The 20,107-nt window shown below is 61.5% G+C and carries 17 protein-coding genes and 2 pseudogenes; 6 read left to right on the top strand and 13 right to left on the bottom strand.

Annotated elements, in window-relative coordinates; genetic code table 11:
* Positions 1-89: 89 nt before the first annotated feature.
* The 12 genes from HX855_RS19700 to HX855_RS19645 all read right to left on the bottom strand — a co-directional run bounded on the left by HX855_RS19700 (position 90) and on the right by HX855_RS19645 (position 14,044).
* The gene (locus HX855_RS19700; RefSeq protein WP_017479825.1) at positions 90-863 is read right to left on the bottom strand and encodes a 3-hydroxybutyrate dehydrogenase; all 774 of its coding nucleotides are present in this window, start codon (positions 861-863) and stop codon (positions 90-92) included.
* 7 nt (positions 864-870) lie between these two features.
* Positions 871-2,262, bottom strand: a complete 1,392-nt coding sequence (locus tag HX855_RS19695) for a GntP family permease (RefSeq protein ID WP_177088459.1) — start codon at positions 2,260-2,262, stop codon at positions 871-873.
* 297 nt (positions 2,263-2,559) lie between these two features.
* Positions 2,560-3,957, bottom strand: a complete 1,398-nt coding sequence (locus HX855_RS19690) for a sigma-54-dependent Fis family transcriptional regulator (protein WP_177088457.1) — start codon at positions 3,955-3,957, stop codon at positions 2,560-2,562.
* Positions 3,954-5,525 (bottom strand): ABC transporter ATP-binding protein, encoded by a 1,572-nt coding sequence (locus tag HX855_RS19685; protein WP_177088455.1) that lies wholly within the window; start codon positions 5,523-5,525, stop codon positions 3,954-3,956. The genes HX855_RS19690 and HX855_RS19685 overlap by 4 nt, the downstream gene beginning before the upstream one ends.
* A gap of 11 nt (positions 5,526-5,536) precedes the next feature.
* Positions 5,537-6,559, bottom strand: coding sequence for an ABC transporter permease (locus HX855_RS19680; RefSeq protein ID WP_177088453.1), 1,023 nt, complete (start codon positions 6,557-6,559; stop codon positions 5,537-5,539).
* Positions 6,559-7,620 carry a microcin C ABC transporter permease YejB gene (locus HX855_RS19675; RefSeq protein WP_177088451.1) on the bottom strand — a complete coding sequence of 354 codons (1,062 nt, stop codon included), beginning with the start codon at positions 7,618-7,620 and terminating at the stop codon, positions 6,559-6,561. Before HX855_RS19675 ends, HX855_RS19680 begins: the two co-directional genes overlap by 1 nt.
* Positions 7,620-9,479, bottom strand: a complete 1,860-nt coding sequence (locus HX855_RS19670; RefSeq protein WP_177088448.1) for an extracellular solute-binding protein — start codon at positions 9,477-9,479, stop codon at positions 7,620-7,622. Before HX855_RS19670 ends, HX855_RS19675 begins: the two co-directional genes overlap by 1 nt.
* 139 nt (positions 9,480-9,618) lie before the next feature.
* Positions 9,619-9,900 (bottom strand): peptidylprolyl isomerase, encoded by a 282-nt coding sequence (locus HX855_RS19665; protein WP_003208024.1) that lies wholly within the window; start codon positions 9,898-9,900, stop codon positions 9,619-9,621.
* Positions 9,901-9,988: 88 nt separating this feature from the next.
* Positions 9,989-10,846, bottom strand: coding sequence for a response regulator transcription factor (locus HX855_RS19660; protein ID WP_256353053.1), 858 nt, complete (start codon positions 10,844-10,846; stop codon positions 9,989-9,991).
* Positions 10,847-10,902: 56 nt separating this feature from the next.
* Positions 10,903-12,321 carry an aminotransferase gene (locus HX855_RS19655; protein WP_177088444.1) on the bottom strand — a complete coding sequence of 473 codons (1,419 nt, stop codon included), beginning with the start codon at positions 12,319-12,321 and terminating at the stop codon, positions 10,903-10,905.
* A 24-nt stretch (positions 12,322-12,345) separates the two neighbouring features.
* The gene (locus HX855_RS19650) at positions 12,346-13,446 is read right to left on the bottom strand and encodes a polyamine ABC transporter substrate-binding protein (RefSeq protein WP_177088442.1); all 1,101 of its coding nucleotides are present in this window, start codon (positions 13,444-13,446) and stop codon (positions 12,346-12,348) included.
* 103 nt (positions 13,447-13,549) lie between these two features.
* Positions 13,550-14,044 (bottom strand): DUF1543 domain-containing protein, encoded by a 495-nt coding sequence (locus HX855_RS19645; RefSeq protein ID WP_177088440.1) that lies wholly within the window; start codon positions 14,042-14,044, stop codon positions 13,550-13,552.
* A 108-nt stretch (positions 14,045-14,152) separates the two neighbouring features.
* Between HX855_RS19645 and HX855_RS19640 the strand changes: the two genes are divergently transcribed.
* Positions 14,153-14,974, top strand: a complete 822-nt coding sequence (locus HX855_RS19640; protein WP_177088438.1) for an aldo/keto reductase — start codon at positions 14,153-14,155, stop codon at positions 14,972-14,974.
* A 57-nt stretch (positions 14,975-15,031) separates the two neighbouring features.
* Here HX855_RS19640 and HX855_RS19635 read toward each other — a convergent pair whose 3' ends face one another.
* Positions 15,032-15,547: an Hcp family type VI secretion system effector gene (locus HX855_RS19635; protein ID WP_177088436.1), complete on the bottom strand. Its 516-nt coding sequence runs from the start codon at positions 15,545-15,547 to the stop codon at positions 15,032-15,034.
* Positions 15,548-16,022: 475 nt separating this feature from the next.
* On the opposite strand from HX855_RS19635, the gene tssA reads away from it, so the two are divergent.
* The 5 genes and pseudogenes from tssA to icmH all read left to right on the top strand — a co-directional run bounded on the left by tssA (position 16,023) and on the right by icmH (position 20,105).
* A complete protein-coding gene (gene tssA / locus HX855_RS19630; protein WP_177088434.1) occupies positions 16,023-17,564 on the top strand; it encodes a type VI secretion system protein TssA in 1,542 nt (513 codons plus the stop codon).
* 32 nt (positions 17,565-17,596) lie between these two features.
* Positions 17,597-17,728, top strand: a pseudogene (locus tag HX855_RS19625) (type VI secretion system contractile sheath small subunit); the annotation flags it as partial.
* Positions 17,725-17,910 (top strand): annotated as a pseudogene (gene tssJ / locus HX855_RS19620) (type VI secretion system lipoprotein TssJ); the annotation flags it as partial. The pseudogenes HX855_RS19625 and tssJ, both read left to right, overlap by 4 nt.
* Before the next feature lies 1 nt (position 17,911).
* Entirely contained in the window at positions 17,912-19,240 is a 1,329-nt protein-coding gene (gene tssK, locus HX855_RS19615; protein ID WP_177088423.1) for a type VI secretion system baseplate subunit TssK, read from the top strand.
* A 4-nt stretch (positions 19,241-19,244) separates the two neighbouring features.
* The gene (gene icmH, locus HX855_RS19610; RefSeq protein ID WP_177088414.1) at positions 19,245-20,105 is read left to right on the top strand and encodes a type IVB secretion system protein IcmH/DotU; all 861 of its coding nucleotides are present in this window, start codon (positions 19,245-19,247) and stop codon (positions 20,103-20,105) included.
* Positions 20,106-20,107: the final 2 nt, after the last annotated feature.

The following is a 20,107-nucleotide window of genomic DNA, read 5'->3' as shown; positions in this document are numbered from 1 at the left end:
TGTCAGGTGCCAGTGATGCAAGCTGACTCACCGCTATCGCAGGCAAGCCAGCTCCCACATTTGATCTCCGTTGTCTTGGGGGTCGCCGTTTACTGGGCCAGCCAGCCGCCGTCGATATTCCACGCCGCGCCGCGCACCTGGCTGCCGGCTTCGCTGCACAGGAACAGCACCAGTTCCCCCAGTTGCGGCGGTGTCACAAACTCCAGGGACGGCTGCTTCTCGGCCAGCAAATCCTGCTGTGCCTGCTGCGGATCCACCCCGGTGGCGATGCGATCATCAATCTGCTTCTGCACCAGTGGCGTCAACACCCAACCCGGGCAAATGGCATTGCAGGTGACATTGCTCTGGGCCGTCTCCAGGCCCACCACCTTGGTGAGGCCGATCACCCCGTGCTTGGCCGCCACATAAGCTGCCTTGCCCACCGACCCCACCAAGCCATGCACCGAGGCGATATTCACGATCCGTCCCCAGCCCTTGGCCTTCATCCCCGGCAGGCTCAGGCGGGTGCTGTGGAACACTGAGGACAGGTTGATCGCAATGATCGAGTCCCAGCGCTCCACCGGGAACTCATCCACTGGTGCCACGTGCTGGATCCCGGCGTTGTTCACCAGGATGTCGATGCCGCCAAACTCGCGCTCGGCGTAGGCGATCATCTCGGCGATCTGCGCCGGGTCGCTGACGTCGGCCGGGTGATGGCCGACCTTGCCGCCGAAGGCCTGCACCTGGGCGATCACCGCGCTGGCGTCGCCGAAGCCGTTGAGGATCAGGTTGGCGCCGGCCTTGGCCAGGCTCAGGGCAATGCCCAGGCCGATGCCGCTGGTGGAGCCGGTGACCAGGGCGGTCTTGCCGTTCAATGTCGTCATATCAACCTCACACAATGCCGGTGGCGTAGAACGTACCAATCACCACGAACACCGCGAGGGTCTTGATGATCGTGATGCCGAAAATATCTTTATAGGCTTCGCGGTGGGTCAGCCCGGTGACCGCCAGCAGCGTGATTACGGCGCCGTTGTGGGGCAGGGTGTCCATGCCGCCGCTGGCCATGGCCGCGACCCGGTGCAGTACTTCAAGGGGGATATTGGCCGCATGGGCCGCTGAAATAAAGCTCTCCGACATCGCGGCCAGCGCGATGCTCATGCCGCCCGAGGCAGAGCCGGTGATGCCGGCCAGCAGGGTCACGGTAATCGCTTCGTTGACCAGCGGGTTGGGAATGCCCTTGAGCCAGTCCGCCAGCACCAGGAAGCCGGGCAACGAGGCGATCACCGCGCCAAAGCCATATTCCGACGCGGTGTTCATCGCCGCCAGCAGTGCGCCGCTGACCGCGCTCTTGCTGCCTTCGGCAAGCTTGCTGCGAATCGCCGAGAAGCCAAACACCAGCACCACGATAATCCCCACCAGCAGGGCTGCCTGCACCGCCCAGATGGCTGTCAGCTTGGCGACTTCGGTCTGTACCGGCACGCTCATGCCCGGCAGGCTGAGGGTGTGGGTCTTGCCGTACCACAGCGGAATCCAGTGGGTGAACAGCAGGTTCATGATGCCCACCAGCAACAGCGGCGACAGGGCGATCCACGGGTTGGGCAGTTGGATATCTTCGGCGGTTTCCGGCTCGTTGCGCAGGTTGGTGCCATAGCCTTCACCGGCGCGCTGCGCCTTGTTGCGCTGGCGGGCCAGGTACAGCATGCCGGCGCAGAACACGAAAACAGTGCCGATCAGCCCCAGCCACGGCGCGGCCCAGGCGGTGGTGTTGAAGAAGGTGCTGGGGATGATGTTCTGGATCTGCGGCGTGCCGGGCAGGGCGTCCATGGTGAACGAGAACGCACCGAGGGCGATGGTCGCCGGCAACAGGCGCTTGGGGATATTGCTTTGGCGGAACATCTCGGCGGCAAACGGGTACACCGCGAACACCACCACGAACAGCGACACGCCGCCGTAGGTCAGCAGGGCGCACACCAATACGATCACCAGCATCGCCTGGCGGGTGCCGAGCAAGCGGATCGCGGCGGCGACGATGGAGCGCGAAAAGCCGGAGATTTCAATCAGCTTGCCGAACACCGCACCGAGCAGGAACACCGGAAAATACAGTTTGAGGAAGCCGACCATTTTTTCCATGAACACCCCGGTGAAGGCAGGGGCGACGGCGGAAGGGTCGGTGAGCAGCACCGCGCCGAGGGCGGCGATGGGCGCGAACAGGATGACGCTGTAGCCACGGTAGGCGGCCAGCATCAGCAGCGCCAGGGCTGCGAGGGCAATGATCACACTCATGGTGTGTCTCCATCTGATTGTTATTTTTGTGGGGGTGAGGCTGTGGGGAGGGGCTATAGCGAGATGTGTGCCAAGTGGTTAACTTGTTGAAATATATAAGAAATATTGTATTTTTATGCTTGGATTCCGGAATTTGTCTCTGATTTGAGACTGGCGGTGGCCAAATGTGGGAGCTGGCTTGCCTGCGATGGCAGGTTGTCAGTTGATGAATGTGTCGGCTGACTTACCGCTATCGCAGGCAAGCCAGCTCCCACAGTAGATTGTCTTTTATATGAGATTTATGTCTCTTTTTGGAGACTAGGCGATGCCCAAAGCAACCATCTTCTTGTACAAGGTCGACCGGCCAAGCCCCAGCCGCTTCGCCGCCTCCACCACATTCCCCTCACAGGCCTTCAACGCCGCCCCAATCACCTGCCGGTCAAACCGCTCCCGGGCCGCGCTGAAACGCTCGCCCTCAACGGTCTCTACCGAACGGTGCTCCACCGGGCTGAACGTACCAATGGCTGCGCGGATTTCACTGGCATCCAGCACCAGGTCATCACTCAACAACGCCGCCCGCTCCAGCACGTTGCGCAGCTCGCGGATATTCCCCGGCCACGCATGCTGTGCCAATAGCGCTAACGCCTCCCGGTCCAGCTCATGCTGGCTGCGCAACTCCTCCAGAATCGCTTCACTCAGCGCCGGCAAATCATCCAGCCGCGCGCGCAACGGCGGCACCTGGATCGGCAGCACATTCAGCCGGTAATACAGGTCTGCCCGGAACTCCCCACGCTTGATCGCCGCTTCCAGGTCCATCGACGTGGCGGCAATCACCCGCACATCGCTGTGGATCATCTCGTTGGAGCCCACCGGCTCGAACTCTTTCTCCTGCAACACCCGCAGCAATTTGCTTTGGAGCGGCAGGGGCATGTCGCCGATCTCATCAAGGAACAGCGTGCCGCCCTGGGCGATTTGCAGCTTGCCGGGACGGCCCTTGCGGTCGGCGCCGGTAAACGCGCCCGGTGCGGTGCCGAAGAATTCAGCTTCCAGCAAATCATGAGGAATGGCCGCGCTGTTGATGCTGACAAACGCCTTGTGTGCCCGGGGCGAGGCGCCGTGAATCGCCTGGGCCAGCAGCTCCTTGCCGGTGCCGGTTTCCCCCAGCAGCAACACCGGCGACTCCGCACTCGCACTGCGCCGCGCCCGGCGTTTGACTTCCAGGCTGGCCGCGCTGGTGCCGATAAAGTGCGCGAAGTTGTACTTGCTCTGCCGCGACCTCAGCAGCGACCGGGTAGACGCCAGTTCCTGCTGCATGCTCAGGTAGCGCTCGATCAGCGGCGACAGGTTGCGCAGCTCATCAAACAGTGCAAACCCTATCGCTCCGATCACCTTGCCCGCATCGTCATGGATCGGCAGGCGCATCACCACCAGCGGGCCTTTGGGGGTGTCCTGGATGTCCAGCAAAATCGGTTGGTCATTGCGCACCACCTGGCGCAACAGGCTGTTGGAGATCACCTGTTCACACGGCTGGCCGATGGCGTCGTCGGGGCTTTTCAGGCCGAAGCGCTTGGCGTAGCGCTCGTTCATCCAGACGATATTCGCGTCGCCGTCGACAATCACCGTGCCTTCGCTGGACTGCTCGATGATCTCGAACAACGACTGGATCGCCAGGCCGCGAACGTATTGGTAATCCTTGAGGCTGCCGGTGGTGCTCATGGGTGCGCCGCCGCGAGGAGTTCCTGGGTGTAGGGGTGTTGCGGCGCGGCAAACACTTCATCGCTGGGCCCGCGCTCCACCACCTTGCCGTCCTTGATCACGATCATGTCGTGGGCCAGGGCCCGTACCACGGCCAGGTCGTGGCTGATAAACAGGTAGGTCAGGGCGTATTTTTCCTGGAGTTCGAGCAGCAGGGCGACCACCTGTTTCTGCACGGTGCGGTCCAGCGCCGAGGTGGGCTCGTCCAGCAGGATCAGCGCCGGCTTGAGCACCAGGGCGCGGGCGATGGCGATGCGTTGGCGCTGGCCGCCGGAGAATTCGTGGGGGTAGCGATGGCGGCTGGCGGGGTCCAGGCCCACGTCTTCCAGCACGCGGATCACTTGGGCTTCGCGGTCCTTGAGGCTGCACGGAGCATGCACTTCCAGGCCTTCGCTGATGATCTGTGCCACCGACATCCGCGGGCTGAGGCTGCCGAACGGGTCCTGGAACACCACCTGCATCTGCTTGCGCCACGGCTGCATCTGTTTTTGCGTCAGGCCTTCGAGGGCCTCGCCCTGGAAGCGAATCGTGCCGCTGGAGTCCAGCAAGCGCAAAATCGCCTGGCCCAGGGTGGATTTGCCCGAGCCGGACTCGCCGACAATCCCCAACGTCTTGCCGCGCTGCACGGTCAGGCTGATGCCATCCACCGCCTGCAGGTACTGCTTGCGCCGGAACAGCCCGCCGCCCAGGGGGAACTGCACGCTGAGGTCATCCACCTGCAACACCGTCTCGCGGGTGTCGTGGCTCAGGGCGATGCCTGCCGGTTCGGCATCCAGCAGCAGGCGGCTGTAAGGGTGTTTGGGGGCGCAGAACAGCGTTTCGCACTCCGCCTGCTCGACAATCTCCCCGGCCTTCATCACGCACACCCGCTGGGCAATGCTGCGCACCAGGTTGAGGTCGTGGCTGATCAGCAGCAGGGACATGCCCAGGCGTTGTTGCAGGGACTTGAGCAGCAGCAGGATCTTGCGCTGCACCGTTACGTCCAGCGCGGTGGTGGGTTCGTCGGCGATCAACAGTTCCGGCTCGCAAGCCAGGGCCATGGCGATCATCACCCGCTGGCGCTGGCCGCCGGAGAGCTGGTGGGGGTAGGCCTTGAGGCGTTCCTTGGGCTTCTGGATGCCCACCAGTTCGAGCAGTTCAAGGATGCGCGCCTGGGCTTGCTTGCCGCCCAGGCCCTTGTGTAACAGCAGGGTTTCGCCGATCTGCTTCTCGATGCTGTGCAGCGGATTGAGGGAGGTCATCGGCTCCTGGAAGATCATCGCAATCCGGTTGCCCCGCAGTTTTTGCAGGGTGGCGGGGGAGGCGCCGAGCAGTTCCTGGCCGCGATAGCGCACTGAACCGGTGGTCTCTGTGCCGGCTTCCGGCAGCAGTTGCAGGATCGAATGGGCCGTCACCGACTTGCCCGAACCCGACTCGCCCACCAGCGCCAGGCACTCGCCGGGGCGTACGTCCAGGCACAGGTTGCGCACCACGCTCTGGCCGTTGAAGGCGACGCTCAGGTCGCGAATCTCGATCAGGTTTTCAGTCATCTCAACGGCCTTCATGAGCGTGGGTCGAAGGCGTCACGCAACGCCTCACCGATAAACACCAGCAACGACAGGATCAGCGCCAGGGTGAAAAATGCGGTCAGCCCCAGCCAGGGCGCTTGCAGGTTCTGCTTGCCCTGGGCGATCAGTTCACCCAGGGACGCGCTGCCGGCGGGCATGCCGAAGCCGAGGAAATCCAGGGCGCTCAAGGTGGAAATCGCCCCGGTCAAAATGAACGGCAAGTAGCTCAGGGTGGCGGTCATCGCGTTCGGCAGGATATGCCGGCGGATGATCTTGCCGTCCCCCAGACCCAACGCCCGCGCGGCCTTGACGTACTCCAGGTTGCGCCCCCGCAGGAATTCGGCGCGTACCACGTCCACCAGGGCCAGCCACGAAAACAGCGCCATGATGCCCAGTAACCACCAGAAATTCGGCTCGACAAACCCCGACAGGATGATCAGCAAGTACAGCACCGGCAGCCCGGACCACACTTCCAGTATTCGTTGGCCGAGCAAGTCGACCCAACCACCGTAGTAACCCTGCAAGGCCCCGGCAGCAATGCCGATGGCGGCGCTGATGGCGGTGAGGGCCAGGGCAAACAGGATCGACACCCGTGCACCGAAGATTACCCGTGCCAGCACGTCGCGGGACTGGTCGTCGGTGCCCAGCCAATTCACGCTCGAGGGCGGGCTGGGGGCCGGGCGGGTCAGTTCATAGTTGGGTGTGTCGTCGCTGAACGGGATCGGCGGGAACAGCATCCAGCCGCCGTCCTTCTTGATCAGGTTCTGCACGTACTCACTGCGGTAATCCGCCTGGAACGGCAGTTGCCCGCCGAACTCTTGCTCGGTGTAGCGCTTGAACACCGGGAAATACAGCTCGTTCTGGTAGCTGAGCACCCAGGGTTTGTCATTGGCGATCAACTCGCCGCCGAGGGTCAGGATAAACAGGCCGATAAACAGCCACAGCGACCACCAGCCGCGACGGTTCTTCTTGAAACGTTCAAAGCGCCGACGGGCCACGGGAGAGAGCTTGAGCATCAGGCGTTCCTCGCGGCGAAGTCGATACGCGGGTCCACCAGGGTGTAGCAGAGGTCGCCGATGAGTTTTATCAAGAGGCCAAACAACGTGAAGATAAACAACGAACCGAATACCACCGGATAGTCCCGTGAAACCGCCGCCTCGTAGCTCATGCGGCCCAGGCCATCGAGGGAGAAAATCACCTCGATCAGCAGCGAACCGGCAAAGAACACCGCGATAAAGGCCTGGGGAATCCCCGAGATCACCAGCAGCATGGCGTTGCGGAACACATGCCCGTACAGCACCCGGCGCTCGCTCAAGCCTTTGGCCCGGGCGGTGACCACGTACTGGCGGGTGATTTCATTGAGGAACGAGTTTTTGGTGAGGATGGTCAAGGTGGCGAAACCGCCGATCACCAAGGCGCTGACCGGCAACACCAGATGCCAGAAGTAATCGGCAACCTTGCCCACGGTGCTCAGCTGGTCGAAGTTTTCCGAGACCAGCCCGCGCACCGGGAACCAGTTCAGCGAAGTACCACCGGCGAAGACCACGATCAGGAACATCGCAAACAGGAACGCCGGCATCGCATAGCCGATCACGATCGCGGTGCTGCTCCACACATCAAAACTGCTGCCATGGCGCACCGCCTTGCGAATCCCCAGGGGGATCGACACCAGGTAGGTGATCAACGTGGCCCACAGCCCGAGGGAAATGGTCACCGGCATTTTTTCCAGGATCAGGTCGGTCACGCTTTTACCGCGAAAGAAACTGTTGCCGAAATCCAGCTGGGCGTAGCTCTTGAGCATCAGCCACAGGCGTTCCGGCGCGGGTTTGTCGAAACCGTATTGTTTTTCGATGTCCTTGATCAGTTTCGGGTCCAGGCCGCGGCTGGCCCGTGAGCCACTGCTGAGGCTTTCGGCAGACGAGCCGCCAACACCACCGCCACCGATGCCCTGCAGGTGGGCGATGGCCTGTTCCACCGGCCCGCCGGGCGCGGCCTGCACGATGACGAAGTTCACCAGCAGGATAATCACCAGGGTGGGAATGATCAGCAGCAAGCGCCGCACGATATAGGCAAACATCAGCGGGCTCCCGGGCGTTTGGTCAGTTCGGCTTTCATCTGTTCATTGGTCAGCGGGGTGGGGCTGATTTCCCACCAGGTTTCCAGGGCTTCGTCGGTTTTGGCTTCCACGGCCGGGCGGCCGAAGCGGTTCCACCACGCGGCGGAGGTGCCCGGCGGGTAGTAGTTGGGAATCCACAGGTAGTTCCATTGCAGCACGCGGTCCAGAGCGTGTGCGTAGCTGAGCATCTGCGACTGGGTGTTGGCCTTGACCAGTCCGTTGATCAGGCTGTCAACGGCCGGGTCTTTCAGCACCATGTAATTGTTGGCACCGGTATCAAACGCAGCGGCCGAGCCGAAGTAGTTGTACAGCTCCATCCCCGGCGAGGTGGTGACCGGGAAGCCGGTGACGATCATGTCGTAGTCCCGGGACATCAGGCGGTTGACGTACTGCGAGGAGTCGATACGGCGGATGTTGAGGGTGATGCCGATCTGCGCCAGGTTGCGTTTGTACGGCAACAACAAGCGCTCAAGGCCGTTCTGGGCGTTGAGGAAGGTGAACTCCAGCGGTTCGCCGGCGGCGTTTACCAGTTTGTCACCGTCGGGCTTCCAGCCAGCCTGTTCCAGCAGCGCCAGGGCTTGCAGCTGCTTGTCGCGGATCATCCCCGTGCCATCGGTGGTGGGGGCCTTGAACACCTGGGTGAAGACTTCATCGGGAATCTGCCCGCGCAGGGGTTCCAGGATCGCCAGCTCCTGGGCGTCCGGCAGTTGGGTCGCCGCCAGCGGGCTGTTGGAGAAGAAGCTCTGCTGGCGAATGTACATATTGCGCATCATCTGCCGGTTGGCCCATTCGAAATCCCACAGCATCGCCAGGGCCTGGCGCACGCGGCGGTCCTTGAACATCGGTTTTTGCACGTTGAACACGTACCCCTGGGCGGGCTGCGGCGCTTCCTTGGCCAGGTGCGCACGTTGCAGGCGGCCATCGTCGAGGGCCGGGCCGTTGTAGCCGATGGAGTAGCCGGTGGCGGAGAATTCGCGGTTGAAGTCGTAGGCACCGCCCCGCAGGACCTGACGCGCCACTTCGGTGTCGCCGAAGTATTCCAGGCTCAGGTGGTCGAAGTTATACAGGCCGCGGCTGATGGGCAGGTCCTTGCCCCACCAGGTGGGGTCGCGCTTGAAGGTGATGGTGTTGCCGGCATCCACCTTGCTGATGGTGTAGGGGCCGCTGCCGAGGGGAATCTCGTAGCCGCCGCCGTCGGCAAAGTCGCGGGTTTTCCACCAATGCTCCGGGAACACCGGCAGGGTGGCGACGTCCAGGGGCAGGGTGCGGTTTTCATTGCTGGCGAAATCAAAGCGTACTTGCCGCGGGCCTTCGACTTCCACGTGTTTGACGTCGGCAAACAGCGTGCGGTAGCGCAGGCTGCCCTGGGTCATCAGCAGGTCGAAGGTGTAGCGCACGTCTTCGGCGGTGATCGGCTGGCCATCGGCAAACCGGGCCTTGGGGTTCAGGTAAAAACGCAGGGACAGACCGTCGTCTGACCGCTCCATCTTTTCCGCCACCAGGCCGTAGACGGTGTAGGGCTCGTCCAGCGAGCGCTGGGCCAGGGGCGAATACAGCCAGCCGTCGACCTGGCTCACGCCGATGCCTTTGTCGCCGTAGGGCAGCACATGGTCGTAGCGGCCAATCTCGATTGCCGAGCGCCGCAGGCTGCCGCCCTTGGGGGCATTCGGGTTGACGTAGTCGAAGTGGGTGAAGCCGGGTTGGTATTTGGCCGGTTCGCCGTACACGGTCAGCGCCGATTGCGGCGCGGCGATCACGGCGGTGCTGGCCAGCAGCAGGGCCAGGGTGGAGCAAAACAGGGTAGAAAAAGCGACTCGCATTGTCAGCCTTGGGCGCCGGGTGAAGAGGTAAAGGGATTTGTACGCTAAGCGCGTACGCGTCGCCAGTTATCACACTGTCACAGATGCACAACGGCCCACCAAAGGGCGGGCCGTTGTTTTAAACATTAGCGCGGATGGATCAGTCCTGACGGCTGGTCACTTCCAGCAGGTGATAACCGAACTGGGTTTTCACCGGGCCTTGCACGGTGTTGACCGGGGCGCTGAACACGACGGTGTCGAATTCCTTGACCATCTGGCCCGGGCCGAACGAACCCAGGTCGCCGCCTTGACGGCTGGATGGGCAAGACGAGTTGGCTTTGGCCACTTCGGCGAAATCGGCGCCGCCTTCGATTTGCGCTTTCAGTTCGTTGCACTTGTCTTCGGTGGCAACCAGGATGTGACGGGCGGTGGCTTTGGCCATGAGGGGTAACTCCTTGGGTAAAAACGGTGAGCGTACCGGATTCAGGTGGTTATTTCCCGGCAAAGTTCCCCTCAATTGCCTGGACAGTTCAGGATCGGGCCATCACCCCGCTGTGGGTCAGCCAATCGATAAACAGCGCAAACAGCTCCGCCTGGGAGTTGATCTCAAGCTTGGTGTACAAATGCTTGCGGTGCATGCGCACGGTTTCCGGGGAGATGCCCAGCACCTGCGCAGTGGACTTTACCGAGTGCCCGCGCAGGATCAGGTGGGCAATTTCCCGTTCACGTACGGTCAATACGCCGCTGCCAAAATGCATGAACGCGGCTTCAATCTGCTGATGCACCTGGGTCTGGGTGAAGGCCTCGTCGCTGATCACCTTGCACAGCCCGCCCGTGGTGCCGAAGCGGCGCAGCAGTTCACGCACGATGGGTTGGGCGGTTCGCAGCAGCGCCAGTTGCGCGTCGCTGAACTGGCCGGCACTCAGGCCCTGGAACATGCACAGGGAGATTTTGCTGTTGGGGCACAGGTCGACGATGTAGTAGCTCTCCTGGGCGCCGCCGCTGCGCAGGTAGTAGGACTTGTAGTACTCGCTGTTGAAAAAATCGTCCGGGGCGATTTGCGCCAGGTGGTAGAAACCTTCGGCCAGGCCCTTGTCTACCGCGAGGCAGAACGGGTCCAGCAGGTAGCCTCGGGAAAAGTAGCGGTTGATGATCTCTTCGTAGTGCGGCCGGGGAATCCCTTGCTGGTAGAGCAAGTGCGGCGCCTGGCCCTGGCGTTCCAGGCTGATCATCATCGATTCGATGGGGGTCAGGGCGCTGAGGGCACACGCCAGGTGCGCGAGGAATGACGCCTCGTCAACGCTGACGAAGGCGTGGGCCAACGCGCCATTCCAGGCTTCAAGCACCTGGAAGGACGGGGCAGGGCAGTGATCGGCGTTCTGGTTCATGCCGGCCAGTCTACCCGCCGGCCAGGGCCTCGGCAAAAGCACCGAGGCGCCGGGGTTCATCGGCCTTGGTACTCGCCGCTCTGGCGCAGCTCTTGGGCGGTGTCGAGGATGCACTGGCGCAGGATCTCGACCACTTCATCCACTTGGGCATGGGTGATGATCAACGGTGGCGACATCACATTCAGGTGGCCGATGGGCCGCACCAGCAAGCCTTTGGCCTGGGCACGCAGGTGGATTTTCTCACCGATGTTCACCGCGTCCGGCAGCAGCGCCTTGGTGTGTTTGTCGGCGACAAACTCGATGCAGGCCATCAGGCGCTGGCAGCGCACGTCGCCCACCAGCGGCAGGCTGGCCAGGGTTTGCAGGCGCTGTTCGAGGTACACGCCGACGTCCTCCACATGGGCCAGCAGGTTTTCCCGCTCGATGATCTCGATGTTCTTCAGCGCCGCCACGCAACTCACCGGATGGCCGCTGTAGGTGAACCCGTGGGTAAAGCAGCGGCCCTTGCCCGGCTCGCCGATCACTTGCCAGATGCGGTCCGAGAAAATGCACGCGCCCAGGGGCAAGTAGCCGGAGGTCAGGCCCTTGGCGGTGGTGATGATGTCGGGTTGCATGTCGAACACCTCCTGGGAGGCGAAGAATTTTCCCAGCCGACCGAAGGACGTCACCACTTCATCCGCCACGTACAGCAGGTCGTAGCGCTGGCAGATTTCCCACATGCGTCGGTGATAGCGCTTTGGCGGGATAATCACGCCGCCCGAGCCCATGATCGGCTCGGCAAAGAACGCCGCCACCTTGTCGGCGCCAATCGTGAGGATCTTGTCTTCGAACTCATCCACCAGGAAATCGAGAAATTGCGCCTCGCTCATGCCCGCAGGCGCCCGGTAGTAGTTGGGGCACGAGATGTGGTGGAACAGGTCGCTCATGAAATCGAATTCCGGCGCGCGGTCGGCGGCCTTGTTGCCGATGGACATCGTCAGGAACGTGGAGCCGTGGTACGCGCTGAACCGCGAGATGATGTGCTTCTTCTCGTGCTTGCCGCGACTGTTCTGATAGAACTGCACCAGGCGGTAGGCGGTGTCTACCGCCGTGGAGCCGCCGGTGGTCAGGAACACATGGTCGAGGTCGCCGGGGGCCAGGCTGGCGAGCTTGGCGCACAGTTCAATGGCGGTGACGTTGGCCATGTCGCAGAACGGGTTGGAGTACGCCAACTGGCGAACCTGGTTGGCGATGGCGTCAGCCATTTCCTCGCGCCCCAGGCCGATATTCGTGCACCACATGCCGCCGACCGCATCCAGGTAGCGGTTGCCGGCGGTGTCGTAGATGTAGGCGCCGTCGCCGGCGGCGATGTTCAACGAGCCCTGTTCGCGGTGTTCGTCGAACATGTGGAAGCCGTGCATGTAATGGGCCTTGTCGGCGGCGTCCAGTTGGGCATGGTCAAACTGGGCAAAAAAAGCAGGATTTGGCAGGGTCATGGCGGTTACCTCAATGGCTGGGCGTTACTTGCCGGTCTTCACGGCATTCCAGGTACGGGTGATCAGGCGCACGGCCGCCTGGGACTGGCTTTTCTGGGTGAACAGGCGCTGCATCGTCGCCGCGTCCGGGTAGATGGCCGGGTTGTCGCGGACCTCGGCGTTCACCAGAGGCTTGGAGGCCAGGTTGCTGTTGGCGTAGTGAATGGTGTTGCTGACGCCGGCAATAACCTTGGGTTGCAGGAGGAATTCGATGAACGTGTGGGCATTCGCCACATGGGGCGCGTCGGCCGGGATGTAGAAGTTATCGAACCAGATCAGCGAGCCTTCCTTGGGGATGAAGTAACCCAGGTTCACTTTGGCCCCGGCTTCCGCCGCCCGGGCCTGGGACGTGGCGTAATCGCCGGACCAGGTGGTGGCCATGCACAGCTCACCGTTGGCCAGGCCGTTGATAAACCCGCTGGAATCGAATTTGCGAATGTACGGGCGTACCGCCATCAACACATCCTGGGCGGCCTTGAGGTCTTTGGGCGCGACGCTGTTGGGGTCCAGGCCGAGGTAGGTCAGGGCCAGCGGGATCATGTCGGTGGGGGAGTCGATAAAGGTGATGCCGCAGTCGGCAAAGCGCGAAATGATCTTGGGATCGAAAATCATCGCCAGGGAGCCGATGGGCGCGTCCGGCATGCGTTCCTTGATCTTGTCGATGTTGTAGGTCACGCCATTGCTGCCCCAGGTGTAGGGCGCCGAATAGGTCACGCCCGGGTCATGGGTTTCCAGGCTTTTCAGCACTTGAGGGTCCAGGTTATTCCAGTCAGGCAGCAGCGCTTTGTTGAGCGGCTGGAAGGCCTTGGCTTTGATCAGCAGCGGTACCAGTGACGCGTTGAGCACCACCAGGTCATAACCCGAACGGCCGGAGAGCAGTTTGCCCTGCACGGTTTCGTAGGAATCGTAGGTGTCGTAGATCACCTTGATGCCGGTGGCTTTCTCGAAGTCGGCGAGGGTGTTTTCCCCGATGTAATCGGCCCAGTTGTAGATGCGCAAGGTATTGCCGGGGTCGTCAGCGGCCTGGCTGAAGGACGTTGAACCCAGCAAGACAGCGCTGAACAGGGCGATAACGGCTTTATGCATGGCGGACCCACCTTGAAGTTGTGCTTATTGTCAGGCCGAGGGGCTGATTGCACTTTCAGGCAGGTAGCGGGCGGGCGCCATACCCCGTTCGGGTAGGAGGCGGTCAGGGCAGCACGATGTAGTCGTTCTGGGTGACGACGGGGCGGTGTGCGCCGGGCTCGAGGTGGATGTAGCGCCCGTCTACCAGGTCGATGGGCAGGCAGTCGTCGATATCCAGCACGCCGTCGGTGTGGGATTGGGTCCAGTGGCTGAGCATCTGTTGTTTGCCTTGGGTCGCGGCTTCCTTGGCCGTGCGGGCAACCACCAGCAGGTAGTGGTGGGCTTCGCCAAAGATGTTGGCTTCATAGCCGCCCAGGTTGATGAAGTACAGGCGCGGTGCGCCGGCTTTGGGCGCCAGGTGGCTGAGCTGGACTTTCCAGCCGTCGACACCGTCGACGGTCATCCAGGAATCGATATGCACGCCTTTCGGGCTGCCGAACCAGCCATCGCGCAGTTGCGGGTAGGCGGCTTCCAGGGTGTCGGCGACGGCAAACACCACGTCGTGCACTTCAATTTTGGCTCGAGGGTGCTTGCCCCCGAGCATGACCACAAACAGCATTGCGCGTCCTTTGTTTGGCTAGGATAGAAGGTGCCACCATCCTTCGACTGAACCCTTTTGTCCAGTCGGTGCCACACTGTTAATTCGCACATTCATCAGGAGGTTGTCATGCGCACCATTGATCTGGCCGGCGTACCCGTCCCTGTCATCGGCCAGGGGACCTGGCGCATGGGCGAGGATCCCGGCAAACGCAGCGCCGAGGTGGCCGCGTTGCAACTGGGCATTGATGAGGGCATGACCCTGATCGATACCGCTGAAATGTATGGCGAAGGCGGCGCTGAAGAGGTCGTGGGCGAGGCGATTCGCGGCAAGCGCGACCAGGTGTTCCTGGTCAGCAAGGTGTACCCGCACAATGCCAGCCGCAAAGGGGTTCCCAAGGCCTGTGAGGCCAGTCTCCAGCGCCTGGGCACTGACTGTATCGACCTGTATTTGCTGCATTGGCGTGGGCAGTATCCCCTGGAAGAAACCGTGGAAGCCTTCGAACGCTTGCGTGAGGCGGGCAAGATCGGTCGTTGGGGCGTGTCCAATTTTGACGTGGCAGACCTCCAGGAACTGGCGTCCCCGGCCTGTGCCACCAATCAGGTGCTCTACAACATTGAAGAGCGCGGTATCGAATTCGACCTGCTGCCGTGGTGGCAGCAACATCACTTGCCCTTAATGGCCTACTGTCCCATCGCCCAGGGCGGCGAGTTGTTGGCCAGCCCGACCCTCAAGCAAATTGCCCGGCGCCACGAGGTCACACCGGCCCAGGTTTCCCTGGCCTGGGTGTTGCGCCAGGACGGCGTGATCGCGATTCCCAAGGCCGTGACGCCGGAGCATGTGCGGCTCAATGCGGCGGCGGCGAAGCTTGTGCTGGATGAGCACGACCTGGACGCGATTGACCGGGTGTTTGGTGCGCCGAAGCGTAAGCATCCGTTGGCGATGGTTTAGTCCCGTGGGCAGAAACGGCGCCGTCCCTGGCGTTGCCGTTTCTGTTTGGGTGAGGGCTTAGCCGGCTACCGGGCTGCGCCAATCATCAGAACCCGAGGTGCCGGACACCTCATGGGTCCAGACGATTTTCCGGTACGTGAAGTACACATCCTCCAGGTGCGTGAAGTGTGCATTGCTCGGGTCCTGGCAGTTGGGCATCCGTGACTGGATGTCCACCAGAATCGCGTCTTCCAGTTCGATAGTGAAGTAGTGCTCCTGGGTGCCGGCTGAAGACGTGCGGTACCACTCAAGGCGGCACTTGACCATTTCCCCCGAGGTCAATGCGCTGAACAGCAGCGGCGACGACTTATCGAACACCTTGCTGATCATCAGGGGTTTATGCACGCGCTGGCCTGTGGGCTGGCCGGATTGCGGGTCACGGGGAATGATTACCTGATGCTGGAATGCCTCGACCAGGATCTGGTCTTCATGGCCTTCCTGGTAAATGTTGCCGACCGAGTCCTGGGTGAACGTGCCTGCCGTAATCAAGCCTTGCTTGGTGCCGGTGATGGAAAGATACGCGGGTGTTGGCATGACGGGTTTCCTTGCCTGATAAATGAGGTCGGCCCAGTTGGCTGAGTTGCCGGCTGGGTAATGCTCGATATCAAGAAGTGTGCCGGAAAGTTCAAGTGCTAATGAAAACAGGGGGTTAGCGTTTTATGGGTTTGTAGTTTGAGATAAGTTGCCTATTTGTACTCGAATGGGTTGTGTTTGCTTGCGCAGATGTGCGCAGTTAGTTGCTCATGTCGATGGGTGGTTTTATCTGTAGGTTTTGCTTTATTTATGACGTTAGTCACTGTTTTTACTGTGCAAACTGTTGCGCATTAGCGAGGTTTGTATCTTTGTAGGAAATTCCTTAATCGTCGTTTCGTGGCTTGAACATTGAATTTTTCATGGATAAGGTTCGTGCTCTTCCCGCCGGGAAGGCGAACTTCAAGCAGTGTTCTAATCTGGGGTTAAATACCATTAGTTCGCTGAATACGTCCTGGAAAGTAACGTGCGGCCCATCATGGTTTATTCAGACAGACTTTCCGATTATTACCTGGAACTTGCGCAGGCGCCCAACTCGAAAGCGAGTTTTGCGGGTGCCGATATGCGTTTTTCGACCGAGTATGAGGCACTGGAAGTCGAACTGGGCAAGTCCAATTCCATGCACGGTAACAGTCAGCCTGACTGGCAGTGGGTCGTGGAAAAAAGCGAAGCGCTGTTGCGTCATAAGTCCAAGGATTTGCGTGTCGCTGTCTGGTTGACCTGGGCCTTGCATCAGCGCGAGTCCTTCCCCGGATTGCTCGCAGGCCTGGGGTTGTTGCGCTACCTCTGTGAGCATCATTGGGCAGTCGTGTACCCGGGCAAGCTGCGTACCCGCAGTGCTGCATTTGGCTGGCTGGTCCCGCGCCTCGAACAGGTACTTGCGCAAAACCTGTCGTTCAAAGACCAGCGGCCGTTGTTCCACTGCATGCTCGAACACCTGGCCCGGCTGGATGAGCTATGGGCCGAACATCTCGCGGATGAGGCTCCGCTGTTACTGCCGATTCGCAGGCAGTTGTCGGACCGGTTGCAGCAGTCCGGCGAGAGCGATCCTCCACCGGGTGTGATTGCTCAGATCAAGCAGGTGGCGACTCAGTTGCTGGCCACCGAGCCTGTCGTGGATAGCGAAAAGGACGCCCATAAGCTGCTGCGCACGCTGCAGGAGAGTGCCCGGCCCTTGTGTGCCTGGTGGCAGCGCCAGAATGCCACTGACCTGCGCGCGCTGCGTCTGGGCCGAACGCTGACCTGGTTGACGATCACCAGCCTGCCGGACTGTGACGCCGAGCAGGTGACGCCTTTGCGAGGCCCGGCACCGGACAAGCTCAAGCGTTATCAGGAGCGCTTTGCCCAGGGGCAGCACGCCGACCTGTTGTTGGAGCTGGAGGCCAGCCTGGCCTGCGCACCTTTCTGGTTTGACGGTTTGTACAGGGTTTGGGAATGCCTGCAGGCACTTCAGGCCGATCTGGCCATGACCGAACTGGAAGTGCACTTCGCCTTGTTGCTTCAGCGATTGCCGGGGCTCGTCCCGTTGCGCTTCCACGATGGCACACCCTTCGCCGACCCTGTCACCCGAGGCTGGATCAACACCCAGGTTGCACGCCATTTCCAGGCTCCGGTATCCCCCCGGTCCGCCCTTGATGCCCAGGCAGCGCCTTGGGACACCGCGCTGCACGAGGTCATGCCTGTGCTGCGCAAGGACGGTTTCAAGGCTGCCGTCCGGTCGCTCAAGCAAGGTATGCAAACCGCAACAGGTGACCGCGCCAGATTTCATTGGCGGCTTGGCCTGGCCAGGTTGTCTGTCCTGGCAGGCAAGCAGGACCTTGCCAAAGTCCAGCTCGACCACCTGGACCAAGAACTGCAGCAATCAGGCTTGCAGCGCTGGGAGCCCGAACTGGCGGTTGAAGTGCTGCAACTCTTGTATGGCTGTTGTGATGCGTTGCCGCAAAGCCATTCCGTGCGTGAGCGCAAGGAAGAAGTCCACCGCAGGCTGTGCCACTTCGATCTGGAAGCGGTACTTGAATAGGCTTTCGAGCCACACGAAAAAGGAGAAACACCATGGCGAAAGAAGGTTCGGTAGCCCCTAAGGAACGCATCAATATCACGTTCAAACCCGCCGTTGGCGCCGCACAGGAAGAGGTCGAGCTGCCGTTGAAACTGCTGGTGCTAGGGGACTTCACACCACGCTCAAGCTCAGTCTGGAGCCCGGCAGCCGGTATGTCGGCGTGCTGGCGGCCTACCGTGATTTGCCCCACTCGCAATGGCGCTATGTGTTGCCGGTGACTGCGCAGCAAGTGACACGCGCCGAACTGGTCCTTGATCAGGCCGGTATCCGGTTGGCGAGCCCGCAGCCGGCCAAGGCGGGTGACTGACATGCACAGCCAAAAAGTCATCTGGCAGGAAGGCATGCTGTTGCGCCCTCAGCATTTTCAGCAAAACGATCGCTACCACGAACAGCAAGTCCAGCGCCGTACCCAGTTGTTGTGCGCTCACGCCTGGGGTTTCCTGGCCCTGGAAATCGATGTGCAATACCTCAGCCTGGGCAAGGTCGTCATCAGCCGGGCCAGCGGGATATTGCCTGATGGCAGCCTGTTTGAAATGGGTGCAGCCATGGAGTCGCTGGTGCTGGAGGTTCCCGAGAATAGCGCAAGGCAGCCGGTATACCTGGCCCTGCCGTTGGCCACGAGTAACAGTGTTGAAGCCCGTCGGCCCGAACAGGTTGATGTAGTGGCGCGCTACAAGACCCTGGCGGCAGACGTCGGCGATTCCAACGCAGGGGAGGACTCTCGTCGTCAGATCATGTGCGGCCAGCTGGATTTTCGCTCGCTGTTGGGGGAGTCCCACAGCGGCCAGGAGTACGTGAAACTCAAGGTTGCCCAGGTACTCAGCCGCACGGAGGAGGGCGTCAGCCTGGATGCCGACTTTATCCCGACGTTCATCCACCTGCATGGCTCCGGGTATCTGCTGTCTTGCCTCAAGGAGGTGATCAGCCTGCTCGCTTACCGGGGGGACGCCATTGCCGCGCGGATTCGCGCCAACGGCACCGCCGCAGGCGCGGAGGTCGGAGACTTCCTGATGTTGCAACTGATCAATCGCTCCGAGCTGGTCTTGCGTCACTACCTGGGGCAGAGCCAGGTCAGCCCTGAAGCGCTGTATCGAACGCTGCTGTCGATCCTGGGTGAACTTGCCACGTTTGGCAGTGACAGCAAGCGGGCGCACTTCGAGGGGCATTACCGCCACAGCGACCAGGGCGCCAGCTTTCGCGGGCTGATGGAGCCGATTCGCAGCCTGCTGTCGATGGTACTTGAGCAGCATGCCATCGAGCTTGTGCTGCAGCCCCGCCAATACGGGGTGTTGGTGTGCCCGGTGAGCGATCTGAACCTGCTGGATTCGGCGACCTTCATCCTGGCCGCCAGTGCTCATTGTGACTCCGAGGAATTGCGTCACCGCCTTCCGGCGCACCTCAAGGTCGGCCCCGTGGAGCGGATTCGCGAGTTGGTCAACCTGCACCTGGCGGGCATCAAGGTCAAGCCGTTGCCAGTGGCGCCCCGGCAGATACCGTTTCATGCCGCAAAAACCTATTTCATGCTTGAACTCGGTGCTCGCGACATCGAGCAATTGAAGCAATCGGGAGGGTTTGCCTTCCACGTCAGCGGCGAATTCGCCGAATTGGAACTGAAATTCTGGGCCATCAGGAACTGAGACCATGGACAGGGAATATCCGCAGGACGAGAAAACCGTCCTGCTCGATCGGCAGGGTCGAGCACCTGCGCAGGGGCCGATAACCGACTTCACGTCGCCGCCCCGCTTCGAACAACTGGAAGACCGGATGATTTACGCCGCCCGCGCGCAGGGCGCGGAGCACTTCAACGTTGGCTTGAACAGCCTGGTAGCACCTGCCTGGGAGCTGTTGTCCGAGGTGGTGCAACTCAAGCGCAGTAGCGCGCAGGAAAGCCTGCGGGCGCTCAACGAGCGGTTGTCAGCGGCGGTCACGCTGTTCGAAACCCGGGCCCGGCATGACGGCGCACAAGGCAGCGAGGTCATGGCGGCGCGCTATGTGCTGTGCAGTGTGATCGACGAAGCGGTGCTCACCACCTCATGGGGCAGCCAGAGCGACTGGTCGAAGATGAGCCTGCTGAGCAGCTTTCATAACGAAACCTTCGGCGGCGAGAAATTTTTCCAGCTGCTTGAGCGGATGTCGAGGGACCCTTTCAAGCACCTGGCGATGCTGGAGCTGATGTACCTGTGCCTGTCACTCGGGTTTGAGGGTAAGTACCGGGTCATGGAGCGCGGCTTGTTGCAGCTCGAACAGGTGCGGGATGCACTGTATCGGCAGATTCGGCACGTGCGGGGCGATTCGCCTCCCGCCTGTGAACCGCCGCCCAGGGCGCAAGCACAGCGTCAGGGCCGGCTGAGAGGGGTGTCGGCAACCTGGATCGCGGTCTTTGTCGTGGCCTGTCTGTTGACCCTATATGGCGGGTTTGCCTGGGTTCTGGGCCAACAGCGCGAGACGGTGCTGCAACCGTATCAACCCGTGGCGCCGGATATTACCCGGGCGCCGCTCTAACG

Origin of the sequence: Pseudomonas sp. IPO3778, from assembly GCF_013386825.1 — a bacterium.
In the GTDB taxonomy this organism is placed as follows: Bacteria; Pseudomonadota; Gammaproteobacteria; order Pseudomonadales; family Pseudomonadaceae; genus Aquipseudomonas.
The sequence above is the reverse complement of the archived record's forward strand: the minus strand, read 5'-3'. Positions and strand labels throughout refer to the sequence as shown.

Bases quoted from the DNA above. Each gene is read 5' to 3' on its own strand.
- HX855_RS19660 (WP_256353053.1), bottom strand. From the start codon at position 10,846: ATGAACCAGAACGCCGATCACTGCCCTGCCCCGTCCTTCCAGGTGCTT.
- HX855_RS19680 (WP_177088453.1), bottom strand. From the start codon at position 6,559: ATGCTCAAGCTCTCTCCCGTGGCCCGTCGGCGCTTTGAACGTTTCAAG.
- HX855_RS19670 (WP_177088448.1), bottom strand. From the start codon at position 9,479: ATGCGAGTCGCTTTTTCTACCCTGTTTTGCTCCACCCTGGCCCTGCTG.
- HX855_RS19645 (WP_177088440.1), bottom strand. From the start codon at position 14,044: ATGCTGTTTGTGGTCATGCTCGGGGGCAAGCACCCTCGAGCCAAAATT.
- HX855_RS19685 (WP_177088455.1), bottom strand. From the start codon at position 5,525: ATGACTGAAAACCTGATCGAGATTCGCGACCTGAGCGTCGCCTTCAAC.
- HX855_RS19690 (WP_177088457.1), bottom strand. From the start codon at position 3,957: ATGAGCACCACCGGCAGCCTCAAGGATTACCAATACGTTCGCGGCCTG.
- icmH (WP_177088414.1), top strand. From the start codon at position 19,245: ATGGACAGGGAATATCCGCAGGACGAGAAAACCGTCCTGCTCGATCGG.
- HX855_RS19650 (WP_177088442.1), bottom strand. From the start codon at position 13,446: ATGCATAAAGCCGTTATCGCCCTGTTCAGCGCTGTCTTGCTGGGTTCA.
- HX855_RS19655 (WP_177088444.1), bottom strand. From the start codon at position 12,321: ATGACCCTGCCAAATCCTGCTTTTTTTGCCCAGTTTGACCATGCCCAA.
- tssK (WP_177088423.1), top strand. From the start codon at position 17,912: ATGCACAGCCAAAAAGTCATCTGGCAGGAAGGCATGCTGTTGCGCCCT.
- HX855_RS19635 (WP_177088436.1), bottom strand. From the start codon at position 15,547: ATGCCAACACCCGCGTATCTTTCCATCACCGGCACCAAGCAAGGCTTG.
- HX855_RS19695 (WP_177088459.1), bottom strand. From the start codon at position 2,262: ATGAGTGTGATCATTGCCCTCGCAGCCCTGGCGCTGCTGATGCTGGCC.
- HX855_RS19675 (WP_177088451.1), bottom strand. From the start codon at position 7,620: ATGTTTGCCTATATCGTGCGGCGCTTGCTGCTGATCATTCCCACCCTG.
- HX855_RS19665 (WP_003208024.1), bottom strand. From the start codon at position 9,900: ATGGCCAAAGCCACCGCCCGTCACATCCTGGTTGCCACCGAAGACAAG.
- HX855_RS19640 (WP_177088438.1), top strand. From the start codon at position 14,153: ATGCGCACCATTGATCTGGCCGGCGTACCCGTCCCTGTCATCGGCCAG.
- HX855_RS19700 (WP_017479825.1), bottom strand. From the start codon at position 863: ATGACGACATTGAACGGCAAGACCGCCCTGGTCACCGGCTCCACCAGC.
- tssA (WP_177088434.1), top strand. From the start codon at position 16,023: ATGGTTTATTCAGACAGACTTTCCGATTATTACCTGGAACTTGCGCAG.